The 17,964-nt window shown below is 71.4% G+C and carries 16 protein-coding genes and 2 riboswitches; of the genes, 9 read left to right on the forward strand and 7 right to left on the reverse strand.

Annotation, left to right across the window (positions count from 1 at the left end):
- Positions 1-8 precede the first annotated feature (8 nt).
- Positions 9-2,288 (reverse strand): glycogen debranching protein GlgX, encoded by a 2,280-nt coding sequence (gene glgX, locus ACVW19_RS23625; protein WP_457461530.1) that lies wholly within the window; start codon positions 2,286-2,288, stop codon positions 9-11.
- A gap of 254 nt (positions 2,289-2,542) precedes the next feature.
- Between glgX and ACVW19_RS23630 the strand changes: the two genes are divergently transcribed.
- From ACVW19_RS23630 to ACVW19_RS23650, 5 genes are all read left to right on the forward strand, one after another.
- Positions 2,543-3,781 carry an Ig-like domain-containing protein gene (locus tag ACVW19_RS23630; protein ID WP_457461532.1) on the forward strand — a complete coding sequence of 413 codons (1,239 nt, stop codon included), beginning with the start codon at positions 2,543-2,545 and terminating at the stop codon, positions 3,779-3,781.
- A gap of 327 nt (positions 3,782-4,108) precedes the next feature.
- A complete protein-coding gene (locus tag ACVW19_RS23635) occupies positions 4,109-5,281 on the forward strand; it encodes a L,D-transpeptidase (RefSeq protein ID WP_457461534.1) in 1,173 nt (390 codons plus the stop codon).
- Between the two features lie 206 nt (positions 5,282-5,487).
- Positions 5,488-6,255, forward strand: coding sequence for an enoyl-CoA hydratase/isomerase family protein (locus tag ACVW19_RS23640; RefSeq protein WP_202275989.1), 768 nt, complete (start codon positions 5,488-5,490; stop codon positions 6,253-6,255).
- A 168-nt stretch (positions 6,256-6,423) separates the two neighbouring features.
- Positions 6,424-7,032 (forward strand): ATP-binding protein, encoded by a 609-nt coding sequence (locus tag ACVW19_RS23645; RefSeq protein WP_457461535.1) that lies wholly within the window; start codon positions 6,424-6,426, stop codon positions 7,030-7,032.
- 92 nt (positions 7,033-7,124) lie between these two features.
- Positions 7,125-7,814, forward strand: a complete 690-nt coding sequence (locus ACVW19_RS23650; protein ID WP_457464760.1) for an NADPH-dependent F420 reductase — start codon at positions 7,125-7,127, stop codon at positions 7,812-7,814.
- Between the two features lie 158 nt (positions 7,815-7,972).
- On the opposite strand, the gene ACVW19_RS23655 is transcribed toward ACVW19_RS23650, so the two are convergent.
- Both ACVW19_RS23655 and ACVW19_RS23660 read right to left on the reverse strand, forming a co-directional pair.
- Positions 7,973-8,530, reverse strand: coding sequence for a glycoside hydrolase family 25 protein (locus ACVW19_RS23655; RefSeq protein WP_457461537.1), 558 nt, complete (start codon positions 8,528-8,530; stop codon positions 7,973-7,975).
- 170 nt (positions 8,531-8,700) lie between these two features.
- Entirely contained in the window at positions 8,701-9,105 is a 405-nt protein-coding gene (locus ACVW19_RS23660; protein WP_109381225.1) for a cold-shock protein, read from the reverse strand.
- Between the two features lie 382 nt (positions 9,106-9,487).
- On the opposite strand from ACVW19_RS23660, the gene ACVW19_RS23665 reads away from it, so the two are divergent.
- Positions 9,488-10,348 (forward strand): SGNH/GDSL hydrolase family protein, encoded by an 861-nt coding sequence (locus ACVW19_RS23665; RefSeq protein ID WP_457461539.1) that lies wholly within the window; start codon positions 9,488-9,490, stop codon positions 10,346-10,348.
- Between the two features lie 37 nt (positions 10,349-10,385).
- On the opposite strand, the gene ACVW19_RS23670 is transcribed toward ACVW19_RS23665, so the two are convergent.
- From ACVW19_RS23670 to gcvT, 4 genes are all read right to left on the reverse strand, one after another.
- Positions 10,386-11,753, reverse strand: a complete 1,368-nt coding sequence (locus ACVW19_RS23670; RefSeq protein ID WP_457461540.1) for an L-serine ammonia-lyase — start codon at positions 11,751-11,753, stop codon at positions 10,386-10,388.
- A 175-nt stretch (positions 11,754-11,928) separates the two neighbouring features.
- Complete coding sequence (glyA, locus tag ACVW19_RS23675) at positions 11,929-13,188, reverse strand: serine hydroxymethyltransferase (protein ID WP_457461542.1); 1,260 nt, start codon at positions 13,186-13,188, stop codon at positions 11,929-11,931.
- Positions 13,189-13,203: 15 nt separating this feature from the next.
- Positions 13,204-13,581, reverse strand: coding sequence for a glycine cleavage system protein GcvH (gcvH, locus tag ACVW19_RS23680; protein WP_457461543.1), 378 nt, complete (start codon positions 13,579-13,581; stop codon positions 13,204-13,206).
- Positions 13,582-13,744: 163 nt separating this feature from the next.
- A complete protein-coding gene (gene gcvT, locus ACVW19_RS23685) occupies positions 13,745-14,872 on the reverse strand; it encodes a glycine cleavage system aminomethyltransferase GcvT (protein WP_457461544.1) in 1,128 nt (375 codons plus the stop codon).
- A 66-nt stretch (positions 14,873-14,938) separates the two neighbouring features.
- Positions 14,939-15,061, reverse strand: a riboswitch (glycine riboswitch).
- A riboswitch (glycine riboswitch) is annotated at positions 15,062-15,159 on the reverse strand.
- 217 nt (positions 15,160-15,376) lie between these two features.
- On the opposite strand from gcvT, the gene ACVW19_RS23690 reads away from it, so the two are divergent.
- The 3 genes from ACVW19_RS23690 to ACVW19_RS23700 all read left to right on the forward strand — a co-directional run bounded on the left by ACVW19_RS23690 (position 15,377) and on the right by ACVW19_RS23700 (position 17,845).
- Complete coding sequence (locus tag ACVW19_RS23690) at positions 15,377-16,042, forward strand: AAA family ATPase (protein WP_457461545.1); 666 nt, start codon at positions 15,377-15,379, stop codon at positions 16,040-16,042.
- A gap of 81 nt (positions 16,043-16,123) precedes the next feature.
- On the forward strand, positions 16,124-16,915 hold the full coding sequence (locus ACVW19_RS23695) for an enhanced serine sensitivity protein SseB (RefSeq protein WP_457461546.1): 792 nt from the start codon (positions 16,124-16,126) through the stop codon (positions 16,913-16,915).
- A gap of 180 nt (positions 16,916-17,095) precedes the next feature.
- Positions 17,096-17,845 (forward strand): enhanced serine sensitivity protein SseB C-terminal domain-containing protein, encoded by a 750-nt coding sequence (locus ACVW19_RS23700; RefSeq protein ID WP_457464762.1) that lies wholly within the window; start codon positions 17,096-17,098, stop codon positions 17,843-17,845.
- The last annotated feature ends 119 nt before the right edge of the window (positions 17,846-17,964 follow it).

Below are 17,964 nucleotides of genomic sequence, written 5' to 3' on the forward strand. Positions count from 1 at the left end.
CGGTCCGCTCACCGCACCCGCAGCAGCAGCACCGTCCGTCCCGGCACCGTGATCGTCGTGTCCGCCGGGTGGGTCGTGCCCGGCGCGTCCGCCTGGTCCTCCCGGCCGGTGTCCAGGACCACCTCGTAGCGCCTGGCCCACGGCGGCCCCGGCAGCAGAACGTCCACCGGTGCGTCATCGGCGTGCAGCACGGCGAGGAAGCTGTCGTCGCGTATCCGCTCCCCGTGCTCGTCGTGGTCCGGGACGTCCCGCCCGGAGAGGTACATGCCGAGCGTGGCGGCGGGCGCGTACCAGTCCTCCTCGGTCATCTCCGTGCCCCGCGCGGTGAACCAGGCCAGGTCGCGCAGGCCGTCGCCATCGTGCGCCCGCCCGGAGAAGAACGCCCGGCGGCGCAGCACCGGATGGCGGCGGCGCAGGGCGATCAGCCGGGACGTGAGGTCGAACAGGGCCTTCCACCCCGGTTCCGCCAGCAGCTCCCAGTCCACCCAGCCGGTCTCGTTGTCCTGGCAGTAGGCGTTGTTGTTGCCGCGCTGGGTGCGCCCCATCTCGTCACCGGCGACCAGCATCGGCACGCCCGTCGACAGCAGCAGCGTGGTCAGCAGGTTGCGCAGCTGCCGCCGCCGCAGCGCCAGGACGTCCGGGTCGTCGGTCTCGCCCTCGGCGCCGCAGTTCCAGGACCGGTTGTCGTCGGTGCCGTCCCGGTTGCCCTCGCCGTTGGCCTCGTTGTGCTTGCGGTCGTACGACACGAGGTCGCGCAGCGTGAACCCGTCGTGCGCGGTGACGTAGTTGACCGAGGCGTACGGGCGCCGCCCGCCCCAGTCGTAGAGGTCGCTCGAACCGGAGAGCCGGTAACCGATCTCCCTCAGGTCCGCCGCCGCGGGCCGCCAGAAGTCCCGCACGGCGTCGCGGTACCGGTCGTTCCACTCCGACCACAGCGGAGGGAACGCCCCCACCTGGTAGCCCCCGGGGCCCACGTCCCACGGCTCGGCGATCAGTTTCACCCCGCGCAGCACCGGGTCCTGGGCGATCACCGCGAGGAACGGGGAGTTCATGTCGACGTCGTGCGCGGAGCGGGCCAGCGCCGCCGCCAGGTCGAAGCGGAAGCCGTCGACGCCCATCTCGGTCACCCAGTAGCGCAGCGAATCCGCGATCAGGCGCAGTACGTGCGGTTGGACGACGTCCAGGGTGTTCCCGCAGCCGGTGTAGTCGGCGTACCGGCGGGCGTCGGCCTGGAGCCGGTAGTGACCGCGGTTGTCGACGCCCTTCAGGGACAGCGTGGGGCCCAGCTCGTTCGACTCGGCGGTGTGGTTGTAGACCACGTCGAGGACGACCTCGATGCCCGCCGCGTGCAGGGCGCGCACCATCCGCTTGAACTCGCCGACCTGCTGGCCGGCCGTCCCCAAGGCCGCGTAGCCGGCGTGCGGGGCGAAGTAGCCGATGGAGTTGTACCCCCAGTGGTTGCGCAGCCCGCGCCGCAGCAGATGGTCCTCGTGCGCGAACTGATGCACCGGCAGCAGCTCCACGGCCGTCACGCCCAGCTTCACCAGGTGCTCGATCGCGGCGGGATGCGCGAGCCCCGCGTAGGTGCCGCGCAGCTCCTCGGGGACACCGGGGTGGCGTCGGGTGAACCCCTTGACGTGCAGCTCGTAGAGGACCGTGTCCGCCCACGGGGTGCGGGGCCGGCGGTCGGCCGCGGCGGCGGTGCCGTCGCTGCCGTCGTCGGGGTCGTGGACGACGACGGCCTTCGGTACGTACGGGGCGGAGTCCCGGTCGTCGCGCACGGTGTCCGCGACATGCTGCTCCGGCCAGTCCCGGACGTGCCCGTACACCTCGGGCGACAGTCCGTGCGTGGCGTAGTCGCCGTCCACCGCGCGGGCGTACGGGTCGAGCAGCAGCTTCGCCGGGTTCCAGCGGGCGCCGGTCCACGGATCCCAGCGGCCGTGCACCCGGTAGCCGTAGCGCCGGCCGGGCAGGACGCCGGGTACGAAGCCGTGCCAGACGCCGTTCGTCAGCTCGGTGAGCCGGGCCCGGACCTCACCGCCGCCCTCGTCGAACAGGCATACCTCGACCCCCTCCGCGCCGCCCGCCCACAGGGCGAAGTCGGTCCCCGCCACCCCGCCCGGGACGGCCCGGAAGTGGGCGCCCAGCGGTGTCGGCGGGCCGGGTCGCACGGGCACGGTTGCCGGCGGCGGTGTCGCCGCCCGCACGCCGTTCACGGCGACGGCCGGGCGCCCGTCGCCGGTGGCCCGTTCCCCGGCCACCGCCTCCTGCTCGGCTGCGCTGGACACCTGTCCGCCTCCCGCGGCTCGTGGGACGACGGCGGGCGGGGAAAGTGGCCGCGGCTCCCCGGCGCGTCGTCCTCCCCACAGTTCTGCCCAGAGCGTGCCGCGCACTCACGTGTCGCCGAGAGCACGACCTGTCCGCGTGACAGCACACCTGGAGCGGGGGCGCACCCACGGATTCCCCCAGAGGGCGTACCCTCGCGTGCCCCGAGGGGGCGCATGGTCGTTTCCCGATGGCGCGGACCGTCGTTGGGTACCGCGTGAGCCACGTACAAGGGCGCGCACGGCGCGCGAGGGCCGCACTGGCCGCCGTACTGACATGGACAGGGTTGTTGTTGGCCGGAGCCGTCGGCTGTACCTCGGACGGCGCGACCGGAGGGGCGTTCGGCCCTCCGGCGCCCGAGGAGGTCATCCGGGTCGCGCCCGCCGACGGCAGCAAGGAGGTGCGCCCCGGCAGCATGCTGCGGGTGCGGGCGCCCGAGGGGCGGCTGGAGTCGGTGAAGGTCCTCAGAACGCAGGACGCGCGGGAGTCCCCGGTCCCCGGGCGCGTCTCCGCCGACGGGCGGAGCTGGAAGCCCGACGACGAACGGCTGGCGCTCGCCGCGAAGTACACGGTCGACGCCGTGGCCCTGGACGGCGCCGGCCGCCGCTCCTCCCGCCGCACCACGTTCACCACATACGTCCCCGAGGAACGCTTCATCGGCTACGTCGCCCCGGAACACCGCTCCGTCGTCGGCACCGGGATGATCGTCTCCCTGGCGTTCAACCGTGAGATCGTCCACCGCGCGGCGGTCGAACGGGCCGTCCGGGTCACCTCCCGCCCGGCCGTCGACATCCGCCCGCACTGGTTCGGCAAGGACCGGCTCGACTTCCGGCCCGAGAAGTACTGGCGGCCCGGCACCGAGGTCACCGTCGAGCTGGGCCTGCGGGACGTCGAGGGCGCGCCCGGCGTGTACGGACTCCAGCACCGCACGTTCTCCTTCACCGTCGGCCGCAGCCAGATCTCGGTGGTCGACGCGGGCCGGCACACCATGAAGGTGAGCCGGGACGGTGAGGAACTCGCCACGGTGCCGATCACGGCCGGGGCGCCGAAGACCCCCACGTACAACGGGAAAATGGTGATCACCGAGATGCTCGAGGTCACCCGGATGAACGGCGCGACCGTCGGCTTCACCGACGCCGACGGCAAGGGCGAGTACGACATCCCCGACGTCCCGCACGCCATCCGTCTGACCGAATCCGGCACCTTCCTGCACGGCAACTACTGGGCCGAGGAGGACATCTTCGGCGACACCAACGTCAGCCACGGGTGCGTGGGACTGCACGACGTGAAGGGCGGTGGCGCGGACACCCCGGCGGGCTGGTTCTTCGACCGCAGCCTCATCGGTGACGTCGTCGAGGTGGTCAACAGCAAGGACACGACGGTCGCCCCCGACAACGGCCTCGGCGGCTGGAACATGGACTGGAGGGAGTGGACGAAGGGCAGCGCCGTGAAGTGATCCCTCGCAGTGTCCTCTCGAGGCGACCCCGCGCAGTGTCTCCTCGAGGCGACTCCTCGTAGTGCCCCCGCGCGGACCGCCGGGAGGGCGCCTCGGTTGTACGCCGCAGGCCAATGAAGTTGGAACGGAACGGTGACAGACCTGCCGCGTCCAACGCCCCTGGCCTGTGGTTACTATGCGCCGAAGCGCGCGAGGGGCGCGCGGGGGCGCGGGTCCGGCCAGGCCCGCCGAGGGGAGAAACAAGTGAACGTGGGGCCGATTCCGGGGGCGTGGGTTGACGCGCGGAGGCATGGTGGCAGGAAGCTGGCGGCGCTGGCACTCGGAGTGATGCTGGCGGTCACCGCGTGCGGCGGCGGGGGGACGGGCCCGGGTTCCGGGGCGGCCGAGGGCAAGGGCAAGGACTCCACCGCGGCGCAGAGCAAGCAGTCCGAGGCGGTCATCGGCATAGCGCCCGAGGACGGCGCCGAGTCCGTGAAGACCAGCGGTGCGCTGAAGGTCGACGCGACCAAGGGGAAGCTGACCGAGGTCGTCGTCAAGGCCCCGGACGGCAGGAAGGTCGACGGGGAGATATCCGGTGACGGCGCCAGTTGGACGCCGTCGACCCACCTGGCCGCCGCCACCAGGTACACGGTGCACGCGGTCGCCAAGGATTCCGCCGGCCGCACCGCCGCCGAGGACTCCAGCTTCACCACCCTGACGCCGAAGAACACCTTCGTCGGCACCTTCACGCCCGAGGACGGCTCCAAGGTCGGCGTCGGCATGCCGTTCTCGCTCCGTTTCACCCGGGGCATCACCAACCCGGACGAGGTCAAGAAGGCCGTCCGCATCACGACCGAACCGCCCGTCGAGGTCGAGGGCCACTGGTTCGGCAACGACCGGCTCGACTTCCGGCCCGAGAAGTACTGGAAGGCCGGCACCAAGGTCACCGTCGATCTCGACCTCGACGGCGTCGAGGGCCGCCCCGGTGTCTACGGCGAGCAGTCCAAGACCGTCTCCTTCACCATCGGCCGCAGCCAGGTCTCCGTCGTCGACGCCAAGAAGCACACCATGAAGGTCGAGCGGGACGGCAAGGTCATCAAGACCATCCCGATCACCGCCGGCGCCCCCGGCACCGAGACCTGGAACGGCAAGATGGTCGTCAGCGAGCGGCTCAAGGTCACCCGGATGAACGGCGCGACCGTCGGCTTCACCGACGCCGACGGCAAGGGCGAGTACGACATCAAGGACGTGCCGCACGCCATGCGTCTGAGCACCTCCGGCACCTTCATCCACGGCAACTACTGGGGCGGCGGCGCCTTCGGCAACTACAACGCCAGCCACGGCTGCATCGGGCTGCGCGACACCCGGGGCGGCTGGGACAAGAAGGCCCCGGGCGCCTGGTTCTACGAGAACACCATGATCGGCGACGTGGTCGTCGTGAAGAACTCCAACGACGCCACCATCGCCCCGGACAACGGCCTCAACGGCTGGAACATGTCCTGGGAGGAGTGGAAGGCGTAGGGCCGGCCCGGTCCGTCACGGCATACGCGGCCCCGGTGCCTGCCAAGGCACCGGGGCCGCTGCCGTCAGCCGGTGTGATCGACCGCACGGGTCCGGTTGCCGTTGGTCACCGTGCTGTGTCTGCCCGGGGGCAACTCCCGGACCCCCGGCCGGATGTGATCGACCGCACCGGTCCGGTTGCCGTTAGTCAACGTTAACCTGCTGGCATGACCGTACATCTCGAAGTCGCCGAGGGCGTCGGCACGCTGCGCCTGGACCGCCCGCCCATGAACGCACTGGACGTCGCCACGCAGGACCGGCTGAAGGAACTCGCCGAGGAGATCACGCGCCGCGAGGACGTACGCGCCGTCGTGATCCACGGTGGGGAGAAGGTGTTCGCGGCGGGCGCGGACATCAAGGAGATGCAGGCCATGGACCACACCGCGATGGTCCTGCGCGCCCGCGCCCTGCAGGACTCCTTCACGGCCGTGGCCCGCATCCCCAAGCCGGTGGTGGCCGCGGTGACCGGTTACGCGCTCGGCGGCGGCTGTGAACTCGCGCTCTGCGCCGACTTCCGCATCGCCGGGGAGAACGCCAAGCTGGGCCAGCCGGAGATCCTGCTCGGGCTGATCCCGGGGGCCGGCGGTACGCAGCGCCTGGCCCGCCTCATCGGCCCGTCGAGGGCGAAGGACCTCATCTTCACGGGCCGTCAGGTGAAGGCCGACGAGGCGCTCGCACTGGGCCTGGTGGACCGCGTGGTCCCCGCCGCCGAGGTCTACGAGCAGGCGCACGCGTGGGCCGCGCGGCTCGCCAAGGGGCCGGCGATCGCGCTGCGCGCGGCCAAGGAGTCGATCGACACCGGTCTGGAGACCGACATCGACACCGGCCTCGCCGTCGAGCGCAACTGGTTCGCGGGCCTGTTCGCCACCGAGGACCGTGAACGGGGGATGCGCAGCTTCGTGGAGGACGGCCCCGGTAAGGCAAAGTTCCTCTGAACCCTCTTCCGGGGGATTGCAATTGACGCGATGTCTGATCCGGGTCCCTCGACGGGGCGGTTTATGGGAGCCTTAACGGGCCCTTAAGTCCGCCGCGTCGAGGGAGCCTGTCGATTGCCGCACAGCGAGCCGTTGCCGCAGGTCGCAGGGGCCGCTGACAGCCCCGAAGTGCCCAAGGCATATGCCGGCGGCCCGGCTCGGAGCGGGGGCGTGCAGGGGGCGCATTCCCCCGGAACGACCCCGGACGCCCCACCGGGCGGCCATGATGGGGCCATGGCGGGGCTGGATGGCATGGAACAGCCGCGGGGAGACGGGCGTGCGACCGCATCGCGCTGGTCGCCGACGGTCGAGGACGAACGCGCCCAGAAGGCGCTGGAGTTGTTCGGCAACCCGACGGAGGCAGAGGTTCCGTTACCGTCCCGCCCCGAGTCCGCCGCCACCGCACGCCGGCTCACCCAGATCGTGCTCCTGCGCCAGTGGGGCCTCACCGCCGCGACCACCGAGGACGCCGTTCTGCTCGTCTCCGAGCTCGTCGGCAACGCGGTACGCCACACCGGTGCCCGCGTCTTCGGCCTCCGGCTGCGCCGCCGCCCCCGCTGGATCCGCGTCGAGGTCCGCGACCCGTCCCGCGGCCTGCCCTGTCTCATGCCGGTCCAGGAGTTGGACGTCAGCGGGCGCGGCCTCTTCCTCGTCGACACCCTCGCCGACCGCTGGGGCGTCGACCTGCTCCCGAGGGGCAAGACGACCTGGTTCGAAATGCGCGTGGCGGACCGCTGACAAGCAGGGCAAGCGGGGAGGGAATAGTCCGCCCGTCCCGGGCGGTTGGTGTCGACCATGGCGGTTCCCGAAGGGAACCGAAGCGGACACCGATCCCCGGAAGGGCGAGGCGAGCGGACATGAAGATCGGCATCATCGGAGCGGGCAACATCGGGGGCAACCTCACACGGCGGCTCACCGCCCTCGGCCACGACGTCTCCGTCGCCAATTCCCGTGGCCCCCACACGCTCAGCGGCCTGGCCGAGGAGACCGGCGCGACCCCGGTACGGGCCGAGGACGCGGCGCGCGGCGCCGAGATCGTCGTCGTCACCGTCCCGCTGAAGGCCGTACCGGACCTGCCGTCCGGCCTGTTCGACGAGGCCGCGGAGGGCGTGGCCGTCATCGACACCGGCAACTACTACCCCCGGCAGCGCGACGGCAGGATCGCGGGCATCGAGGACGAGGGCCTCACGGAGAGCCGCTGGACGGAACGGGAGATCGGCCACCCCGTGATCAAGGCCTTCAACGGCACATATGCCCAGGACATCCTGGACCGCCACCGCCCCGTCGGCGCTTCCGACCGGATGGCCCTGCCCGTAGCCGGTGACGACGAGGCGGCCAAGCGGAAGGTCCGGGCCCTGATCGAGGAGCTCGGCTTCGACACCGTGGACGCGGGCGGCATCGACGACTCCTGGCGCCAGCAGCCCGACACCCCGGTCTACGGCCTGCGCGCGGGCACCGAGTCCGTCACCAAGGCTCTGACCGAGGCCTCCCCGGAACGCAAGCCGGAGTTCCGGGCGTAGGAATCCTCGGCGCTCGCCCGACCTCCACCAGTCGCTGAGGTCCGCCCGGCCACTTCGTCCCGACCGGATGTCCGGGCGCACCACGCCTCCCCCGGACGGTGTTCCCGGCGTCAGCCGTGGCGCCGACCCCTTGGACGAGAGCGTCACGCGTGCGGGGATCAGGCCCCCTCGGTCCACTCCTCGAGCGCCGCCTTGCCGGAGAAGTCGGCGACGTTCTTGTCCAGGGGGTCGTCGGTGTACTGGTGGAAGCGCCACTTCGCCTTGATGCGGGGCTTGCCCGCGGTGACGTAGTCGGCGATCCAGAGGCCGTCACCGGCGTAGGAGGTGGTGTCGACGTTGAGCCAGAAGTGCCTGTTCGCGTACAGGATCACCCTGCTGTGCGGCCGTAGCTCCTTCACCTCGCGGATGAAGCGGTCCTTCTCCGCGTTGCTCGCGCGGGTGCCCTTGCCGGTCGTCTCCCAGTCGACGGCGAGGATGTCGCCCCGCCGCTCGGGGGCCTCGGAGACGAAGTGCTCCGCCTGTGCGGTCAGGTTGCCCGGCCACAGGAAGTGGTAGAAGCCGACGACCAGTCCGGCCTCGCGGGCGTTCTCCGTCTGGGCGGAGAGTCTGGGGCTGACATAGGAACGGCCTTCCGTCGCCTTGATGAAGACGAAGGAGAGGCCGTCGGTGTCGAACGACGAGGACTGGTACGAACTCACATCGATGCCGCGCAACATGAGGCTCCCTGCGGTGCTGGGGGGAAGGGAGTCGAATGGCTCACTGCCCTCACGGTGGCATGGGAGCCCCGCCTAAGTGGTGGAAACGTCAACTTCTCCCCGTAAGGAGTGACGGAGGACCGCGACTCCCGCCCCGCCGGCAGACCTGCCCCCAGGGCCCTGGGCCGGTCTCAGCCGTCGCACCAGCCGTGGGTCTTGCCGAACTGCAGCAGTCCGCGGCGCGCCTGGAGGATCTGCTCGCCGGTCAGCGTGGGCGCGGCGGAGAGCAGGACCTCCGTGACCTCCTGGAGGTACTCCTCGGCGGTGAGCACGTCGCACAGCGAGTCGTCGCCGTCCGGATGCCTGCCCACGGCGGAGGACACCCCTCCGGCTCCCTGGGCCAGCCGTACACCCGAGGCCTTGAGACCCCGGTCGCCCTCCTCGATCTCGAACTCCACGGCGATCCCGGGACGCAACTGGTGCTCCGGGATCCGTACGTCGTTGACGTGGAGGAAGACGTCCTCCCCGCCGTGCTCGGGAGCGATGAACCCGTAACCCCGTACGGCGTCGAACCGCACCACACGACCAGCAACCATGATTCCAACCCCCAGCAGAACACCGGACCCCGTACCCGAGTCCCCTGTCCGGACCCCATGACCGGACCGGAGTCCCAGCAGACAAGGGTACGCCGCCGCCCGGTCTGCCGTCAGCTCTCGACGGATCGGCACACCCGTCGAGAGCGAAGAGAAGCGGTACGCCGGACAGGCGGCGGCCGAACAGGCGAACCTGAGGCCTCGCCCGCCTTGACCGGCTGACCGGAACCTCCTGCGCAGCGGGGGAGCCCGGCGGGCGGTGGTCCGGTGGCGTCCGCCCCCTGGGGAACCGCTTCCCGCAGGCCGCCGTGCGACGGCACCCCTGCGCGAGCAAGATCATGGCAAGGCGGGACCACGTCCGTGCATGTGCCGAATGGAGGCGTCCTTGAAAACAGCCCTGGGCCTGGCCCTGGCCACCGTTCTGTCCACCGGGGCCGTATGGGCCACGGCATCAGTCCCGGCTGCGTCGGCCGCGGCCGAACCACCGCGGTACGTCGCACTCGGCGATTCCTACGCGGCCGCACCGCTGGTGCCGCCCGCCGACCCGGCCGACCTGGCGTGCCTGCGCTCCCTGGCCGACTATCCCCACATCGCGGCCGAGGCCCTCGGCGCGAAGCTCACCGACGTCAGCTGCTCCGGCGCCACCAGCGACCATCTGAGCACCGCCCAGCACCCGAGGACCGCGCCCCAGTACGACGCACTCACGCCCGACACCGACCTCGTCAGCGTCACCATCGGCGGCAACGACGCCGGCCTCTTCAACGAGGTGCTGGGCTGCGTCAACATCCTGCCCCAGCCTTACGGCACCAGCTGCGCGGAAGAGAACACCGCCGGCGGCACCGACAAGGTCAGGGCCCGCATCGACGCCTGGGCACCGGCCTTCGCCGCCGTCCTGGACGACATCGCCCGGCGGGCACCGCACGCCGAGGTCTTCGTCGTCGGCTACGGCACCTACTTCCGCACCGACGGCTGCCACCCCGCCCAGCCCTTCTGGAAGCAGGACGCCAACCACCTCCAGGGCGCGATCAACCACCTCAACACCGTACTGAGGCAGGCGGCCGAAGAGCACGGCGCCGCCTTCGTCGACACCCACACCCCGAGCATCGGGCACGACATCTGCGCCGCCCCCGACGACCGCTACATCGAGGGCCTGGTCCCCACCCGTGCGGCCGCGCCGCTGCATCCCAACGCCTCAGGCGCCCGGGCCGTCGGCGAGGCCCTCGCCGCGGCCGTCCGCGCGACGTAGGCGCCGTCCCGCGGCCTTCGGGTCAGGGCCTGTCCCCTCAGCACTCGATGATGTTGACCGCCAGCCCGCCCCGGGCCGTCTCCTTGTACTTGACGGACATGTCCGCGCCGGTCTCCTTCATCGTCTTGATGACCTTGTCGAGGGACACCTTGTGCGAGCCGTCGCCGCGCAGGGCCATGCGCGCGGCGGTGACCGCCTTCACCGCAGCCATGCCGTTGCGCTCGATGCACGGGATCTGGACGAGGCCGCCGACCGGGTCGCAGGTCAGGCCGAGGTTGTGCTCCATGCCGATCTCCGCGGCGTTCTCGACCTGTTCCGGCGAGCCGCCCATCACCTCGGCGAGGGCGCCCGCCGCCATCGAGCAGGCGGAGCCGACCTCCCCCTGGCAGCCGACCTCGGCGCCGGAGATGGAGGCGTTCTCCTTGAAGAGCATGCCGATCGCGCCGGCCGCGAGCAGGAAACGGACCACACCCTCCTCGTCGGCACCGGGGACGAAGTTCATGTAGTAGTGCAGGACGGCGGGGATGATGCCGGCCGCGCCGTTGGTCGGGGCGGTGACGACGCGGCCGCCGGCGGCGTTCTCCTCGTTCACGGCCATGGCGTAGAGCGTGATCCACTCCATGGCGAGGGCCTTCGGGTCGCCCTCGGAACGCAGCTTGCGCGCCGTGTTCGCGGCGCGGCGGCGCACCTTCAGCCCGCCCGGCAGGATGCCCTCGCGGGACATGCCGCGCGCCACGCACGCCTGCATCACCCGCCAGATCTCCAGCAGGTCCCGGCGGACCTCCTCCTCGGTCCGCCAGGAGCACTCGTTCTCCAGCATCAGCGCGGAGATGGACAGCCCCGTCTCCCGGGTCAGGCGCAGCAGCTCGTCGCCGGTGCGGAAGGGGTACTTCAGGACCGTGTCGTTGAGCTTGATGCGGTCCGCGCCCACCGCCTCCTCGTCGACGACGAAGCCGCCGCCCACCGAGTAGTACGTCTTCGACAGCACCTCGGCGCCGGACGCGTCGAAGGACCGGAGGATCATGCCGTTCGCGTGGTAGGGGAGTGCCTTGCGGCGGTGCAGCACCAGGTCGTCGTCGAAGGAGAACGCGATCTCGTGGTCGTCGAGCAGCCGCAGGCGGCCCGATTCCCTGATCTTCTCCACCCGCTCGTCGGCCGTCTCCACGTCCACCGTGCGGGGCGAGTCGCCCTCCAGGCCGAGCAGCACCGCCTTGGGGGTGCCGTGGCCGTGGCCGGTGGCGCCCAGCGAGCCGTACAGCTCCGCCCGGACCGAGGCGACCGAGTCCAGCAGGCCCTCGTTGTCCAGCCGCCGGGCGAACATGCGGGCGGCCCGCATCGGGCCGACCGTGTGCGAGCTGGACGGGCCGATGCCGATCGAGAAGAGGTCGAAGACCGAGAGGGCCACGGGAGGACTCCTAGGGGTTCGGCGGACGGCGCTGTCCGCCGGGGAAGGGCCGGGAAGGGAGATCCGGCGCTGGATGCGTGCGGTGCATGGTGCGGGGCACCGTGCTCACCGGTCCAGTGTGCGCGATGCCCCGCCCGTACGAACAAAAGCGTACGAAATTGCGAAAAATGCGAAACTACTTCAGACCCGGGTACAGCGGGTACTTCTCGGCGAGCGCCGTCACCCGGGCCCGGAGCGCGTCGACGTCGTAAGACGGCTTGAGCGTCTCGGCGATCACGTCCGCCACCTCGGCGAAGTCCTCGGCCGTGAAGCCGCGGGTGGCCAGGGCGGGCGTGCCGATCCGCAGACCCGAGGTGACCATCGGCGGGCGCGGGTCGTTCGGGATCGCGTTGCGGTTGACGGTGATGCCGACCTCGTGGAGACGGTCCTCGGCCTGCTGCCCGTCCAGCTCGGAGTCGCGCAGGTCGACCAGGACCAGGTGCACGTCCGTGCCGCCGGACAGCACGTCCACGCCCACGGCCTTGACGTCGTCCTTGACCAGGCGCTCGGCCAGGATGCGGGCACCCTCCAGGGTGCGGCGCTGCCGGTCCTTGAAGTCCTCGGACGCGGCGACCTTGAAGGCGACCGCCTTGGCCGCGATCACGTGCTCCAGCGGGCCGCCCTGCTGGCCGGGGAAGACCGCGGAATTGATCTTCTTGGCCAGTTCGGCCGTGGAGAGGATCACACCGCCGCGCGGACCGCCGAGCGTCTTGTGCGTGGTCGTGGTGACGACGTGGGCGTGCGGGACCGGGTTCGGGTGCAGGCCCGCCGCGACCAGACCGGCGAAGTGCGCCATGTCGACCATGAGGTACGCGCCGACCTCGTCCGCGATCCGGCGGAACGCGGCGAAGTCCAGCTGACGCGGGTACGCCGACCAGCCGGCGACGATCAGCTTCGGCTTGCTCTCCTTGGCCAGCCGCTCGACCTCGGCCATGTCGACGACTCCGGTGTCGTCCACGTGGTACGCGACCACGTGGTAGAGCTTGCCGGAGAAGTTGATCTTCATGCCGTGGGTCAGGTGCCCGCCGTGCGCGAGGTTCAGGCCCATGATCGTGTCGCCGGGCTTGAGCAGCGCGAACATCGCGGCGGCGTTGGCCTGCGCACCCGAGTGCGGCTGCACGTTGGCGTGCTCGGCGCCGAAGAGTTCCTTGACCCGGTCGATGGCGATCTGCTCGATCACGTCGACGTGCTCGCAGCCGCCGTAGTAGCGGCGGCCGGGGTAGCCCTCGGCGTACTTGTTGGTGAGGACCGTGCCCTGGGCCTCCATGACCGCGACCGGGGCGAAGTTCTCCGAGGCGATCATCTCGAGGGTGGACTGCTGACGGTGCAGCTCGGCGTCGACCGCCGCCGCGACGGCCGGGTCGAGCTCGTGCAGCGGGGTGTTCAGAAGCGACATGGGGTTACGTCCTCCTCAGCCCTGGACGAAGGCGTCGTACTCGGCGGCCGAGAGCAGGTCGGCCGGCTCGTCGCTCACCCGCACCTTGAACAGCCAGCCGCCCTCGAAGGGGGCCGAGTTCACCAGCGACGGGTCGTTCACCACGTCCTCGTTGACCTCGGTGACCTCGCCGGTGACCGGGCAGTACAGGTCGCTGACCGACTTGGTCGACTCCAGCTCGCCGCAGGTCTCACCCGCGGTCACGGTGTCGCCGACCCCGGGGAGCTGGACGAACACGATGTCGCCGAGCGCGTTGGCCGCGTGCTCCGTGATGCCGATCGTCGACACGCCGTCCTCGGCGGCCGTCAGCCACTCGTGTTCCTTGCTGTAACGCAGCTGCTGGGGGGTGCTCATGATCTGGATCCTCCTGTGTGCGAGGGACCGCCGGGATCGACGGCGACGAAAGGGAGTGAAGGGGGTGAAGGGAGTGAAGGGGGGTGAAGGGGGGGTGAAGGGGGTGGGAGGTTACGGGACCGGCCGATGCGGCTGTGTACGCGACCCACGTCCTACGACGGTGTCACTTCTGCCGCTGGTAGAACGGCAGCGCCACGACCTCGTACGGCTCGTGGCTGCCACGGATGTCCACGCCCACGCCCGGGGTACCCGGCGCGGAGTGCGCCACGTCGACGTACGCCATCGCGATCGGCTTGCCCAGCGTCGGTGCGGGCGCGCCGGAGGTGACCTCGCCGATCACCTCGCCGCCGGCCACCACCGGGTACCCGGCGCGCGGGATCCGGCGACCCTCGGCGACCAGACCCACCAGAGCGCGGGGCGGGGTCCGCTCGGCGCGGGCGGCGGCCTCGGTCAGGGCGGCACGGCCCACGAAGTCGCCCTCCTTCTCGAACTTCACGACCCGGCCGAACCCGGCGTCGAACGGCGTCAGCGAGGCGTTCAGCTCATTGCCGTACAGCGGCATGCCGGCCTCCAGGCGCAGCGTGTCCCGGCAGGCCAGCCCGCACGGGGCCAGCCCCACGCCCTCGCCCGCCCTGGTCAGCGCCTGCCACACCTCGACCGCGTGCTCCGGCGCGACGAACAGCTCGAAGCCGTCCTCGCCGGTGTAGCCGGTACGGGCGATGAGCGCGGGGACGCCGGCGACCGCGCCGGGCAGGCCGGCGTAGTACTTCAGGCCGTCCAGGTCGGCGTCGGTCAAGGTCTTGAGGATGCCGGCGGCCTCGGGGCCCTGCACCGCGATCAGCGCGTACGCGTCGCGGTCGTCGCGGACCTCGGCGTCGAAGCCCGCCGACCGCTCCACGAGGGCGTCCAGCACCACCTGGGCGTTGGAGGCGTTGGCGACGACCAGGTACTCGGGGGCCTCGGCCTCACCGAGCCGGTAGACGATCAGGTCGTCCAGGATGCCGCCGTCCTCGCCGCAGATCATGGTGTAGCGGGCGCGGCCGGGCTTGACGGTCCCGATGTTGCCGATCAGGGCGTAGTCCAGGAACCGCGCCGCCTGCGGGCCGGTGACGGTGATCTCGCCCATGTGCGAGAGGTCGAAGAGGCCCGCCTTCGTGCGCACGGCGTTGTGCTCGTCGCGCTCGGAGCCGTAGCGCAGGGGCATGTCCCAGCCGGCGAAGTCGGTCATCGTGGCGCCGAGCGAACGATGCAGGGCGTCGAGCGCTGTCCGGCGAAGTTCGGTACTGCTCATCGGTCGGTCTCCCAGGGCGATGGGGTCCCCGCCGGCCGGGGCCGAGCACGGGGAGGGTGAGGACGTTCCTCCCCATCTGTCATCGGAACCTGAGAGGTTCGCCATGACCGTCCGCGCAGGGGACGTCACGGCTTGCACCTTGGGTGGAGCCGCCGGGAACTCGCACGGCGGCCCGCTTTTCAGATGTGCCTGGCCCGCGCGGTAACGGTGCCTGAGAGATTCAAGGGAGGTACTTGCTCCTTCGGCGCCCCGGCGAAACGTGCCAGGGACTCTCCCGCGCGGATTCAAACGGCCGGTATGCAGTTGGCGCGCTCATCATTGCACGCATCGCGAGGCTTCGGCAGGGGGACCTTTCTCTCGTACGCACAGGGTGTTCAAGCCTGTACGGACGGCTGTGACAGGTCTGTGTCGGGAAACGGACGGAATGAAGAGGCTCCGCCGTTACCTTCTCTTTACACTCGGCGGGGACGGTGCTCAGGCGCCTGCCCCAGGGGAGGACTCACGGTGAACAGGACCACGGCGTACGCCACCACGGGTGTCGCGCCGCCCGGGCAGCAGGCCCCCTCGGCCGGGGAGGCCCGCGGCGCGCTGCCGGCGCCCGTCGTCCGCGACCTGCGCGAGTGCGCCGGCCGCAGTCCGCACGCCCTGCTCTTCGGCCCCCGCGACCTCGTCGTGGTCACCGGACTGCCCGGCAGCGGGAAATCCACGCTGATGCGGCGCGCGGTGCGCGGTACCCGGATCGACTCCCAGGACACCCGCGACCGCTGGGACCGCCGCATGCCGCGCCTCCTGCCGTACGCGGTGTACCGGCCCCTGGTCCGCCTCGACCACTACGCCGGGCTGAGCCGTGCCCTGCGCACCGGCGAGGGGGTCGTCGTGCACGACTGCGGTACCCACGCCTGGGTGCGCCGCTGGCTGGCCCGCGAGGCCCGCCGCCGGGGTGCGGGGCTGCATCTGCTGCTGCTCGACGTCCTCCCGGAGCAGGCGCTGGACGGTCAGCGTGAGCGCGGCCGCGGCGTCTCCCGGTACGCCTTCCTGCGGCACCGCACCGCCGTCGACCGGCTGCTGCGGTCCGTGGAGCGCGGCGCCCCGCCCGCGGGCTGCGGCTCGGCGATCCTGGTCGACCGGGACGCGGCGAACGCGCTGCGCCGCATCGACTTCACGGGCTGACGGCCGCACGGCTGACGGCCCCGGCGCGGCAGCGGTTAGCCTTTTCAGCCACAGCAGTGGTTCCAGGCAGGCGGTAGGCAGATGGACTTCCCGGCGGGCTTCTCCGCGGACTTCCCGGCACAGACTCACCCCCATCCGCACGGAGGATGGCCCGGCAATGAGTTGGAGGAGGTGCTCTCCGCCTCCCTCGGCGTCCCCTCGGCGGACGGCCGGATCATCGAGGTGCTGGGCAGGAGCTTCGTCTGGGTTCCGCTGCCGAACGGCGGCGGCCCGCACAGCGGCCCGCTGGACCTGCCCACCCTGGAGATCGAGGGACAGGCGTACGTCCCGGTCTTCAGCTCCGAGGAACAGTTCCGCCAGGTGGTCGGCTCCCACATGTCGTTCACCGTCGCGCCCGCGGTGGAGTTCGCGCGGGGTCTGCCGCCGCAGGCCGGGATCGCGGTGAACCCCGGCGGCGTGGTCGGCGTCCCGCTGCCGCCGCCCGCCGTGGCCGAACTGTGCCGGGCCGGACGCGGCCCGCTGGACGGTCCGGAGGGCGGCGGCCGGGTCAAGCTGTTCGAGCCCGACTGGCAGGACGATCCGGTGGACTTCCTCGCCGCCGCGGGCGCGGAGTTCGAGGCGATCGGTGTCGTCAGCACCGCCCGCCGCTGCCTCGCCGAGATCGAGACCGAGGACCCGGTGCTGTTCGTCGGGGTCGAACTGTCCCAGTGGGAGGGGGATCTGCGGACCCTGCCCGGTGACGCCCTGGGCCGCGCGCTGGGCCTCCGGCCGGTGAAGTGGCCCGTCAACCTGGTCCTCCTGGACGTGGCCCAGGACCCGGTCGGCCAGTGGATGCGCGACCGCGTCCGCCCCTTCTACCAGCGCGAGGGCTGATCCGCCCGGCGGAGCGAGTGGGAGGCCGTCCGTCCGTCGGCTCGCCGGTGCCCGGCGGACGGGCGGAGCCCCCGGGCCGCGGGCGGCTTAAGCTAGGTTCGTTGGCTGGGGCGAGGGTGTTGTACGGAGGGGCGATACAAAGTGAGCGCTGGCACCGCGGCGGCCGGGCAGGTCGAGCACATGCTGCGCCAGGTGACCCCCGGGCGTTACGACGCCTATGAGGCGTTGCTTCGCGCGCTCGCGACCCCCTCCTCGGGTCATGTCTGGATGCTGCTGTGGCACGGTCAGGCCGGCTCCCCGGACGCCCAGTACGGGAACATGGAGGTAGACGGCTTCGGCTACGCGCCCTGCGTGACCTCCGCCCAGGAGCTGTCCGCCAGTGGCTGGAACCGGTCTTACGAGGTCGTCGACGGCCTTGAGGCCGCCCGCGCCCTCTACCCCGACCGCTACGGCCTCTGGCTCAACCCGCACGCCCCCGGTGGCGGCCTCGGCATCCCGTGGCTCGATCTGCGCCGGCTCGCCACCGGCCTCGACCGGCAGCCCGCCGGACCCCTGCGGCTGTCCGAACCCGCCATCGAGATCCCCCAGTTCTACGCCCTGCTCACGCAGAACGCGCACCGTACGCCCGCCGTGCGCGCGTTGCGCCGCGCCTGGGTGCAGCCGGCGCTGGGCGCGCCGTATCTCGCCATCGGACTCGACGTCTACGACACCTCGCCGCCGGCCGTCGACGCGGTGCGCGCGATGATGCAGCAGTCCCTCAGTGCCGTCCCGGACGGGCTCCCGGTGTCGACCGTCGCGATGACCGACGAGCACGACCCGGTCGCCATGTGGCTGCGGGCCAACGCCCGCCCGTTCTACGACCGTGAGGCCCACGGGGCCGTTCCGCCGCCCGTCGCCGGCTCCGGCTACCCGCCCGCGCACCAGCGCTGACCGGGCCGTATCCACGAGAGGCCGGGACGGCGGGGCCGTCGTGCCCGCCGTTACTGACTCAGCGTGACGGTGTCCAGATGGTGGACACCGGTGCCGACGGTGAATGTCCTTGCCGTCGA

The organism is Streptomyces sp. TE5632 (assembly GCF_054061295.1).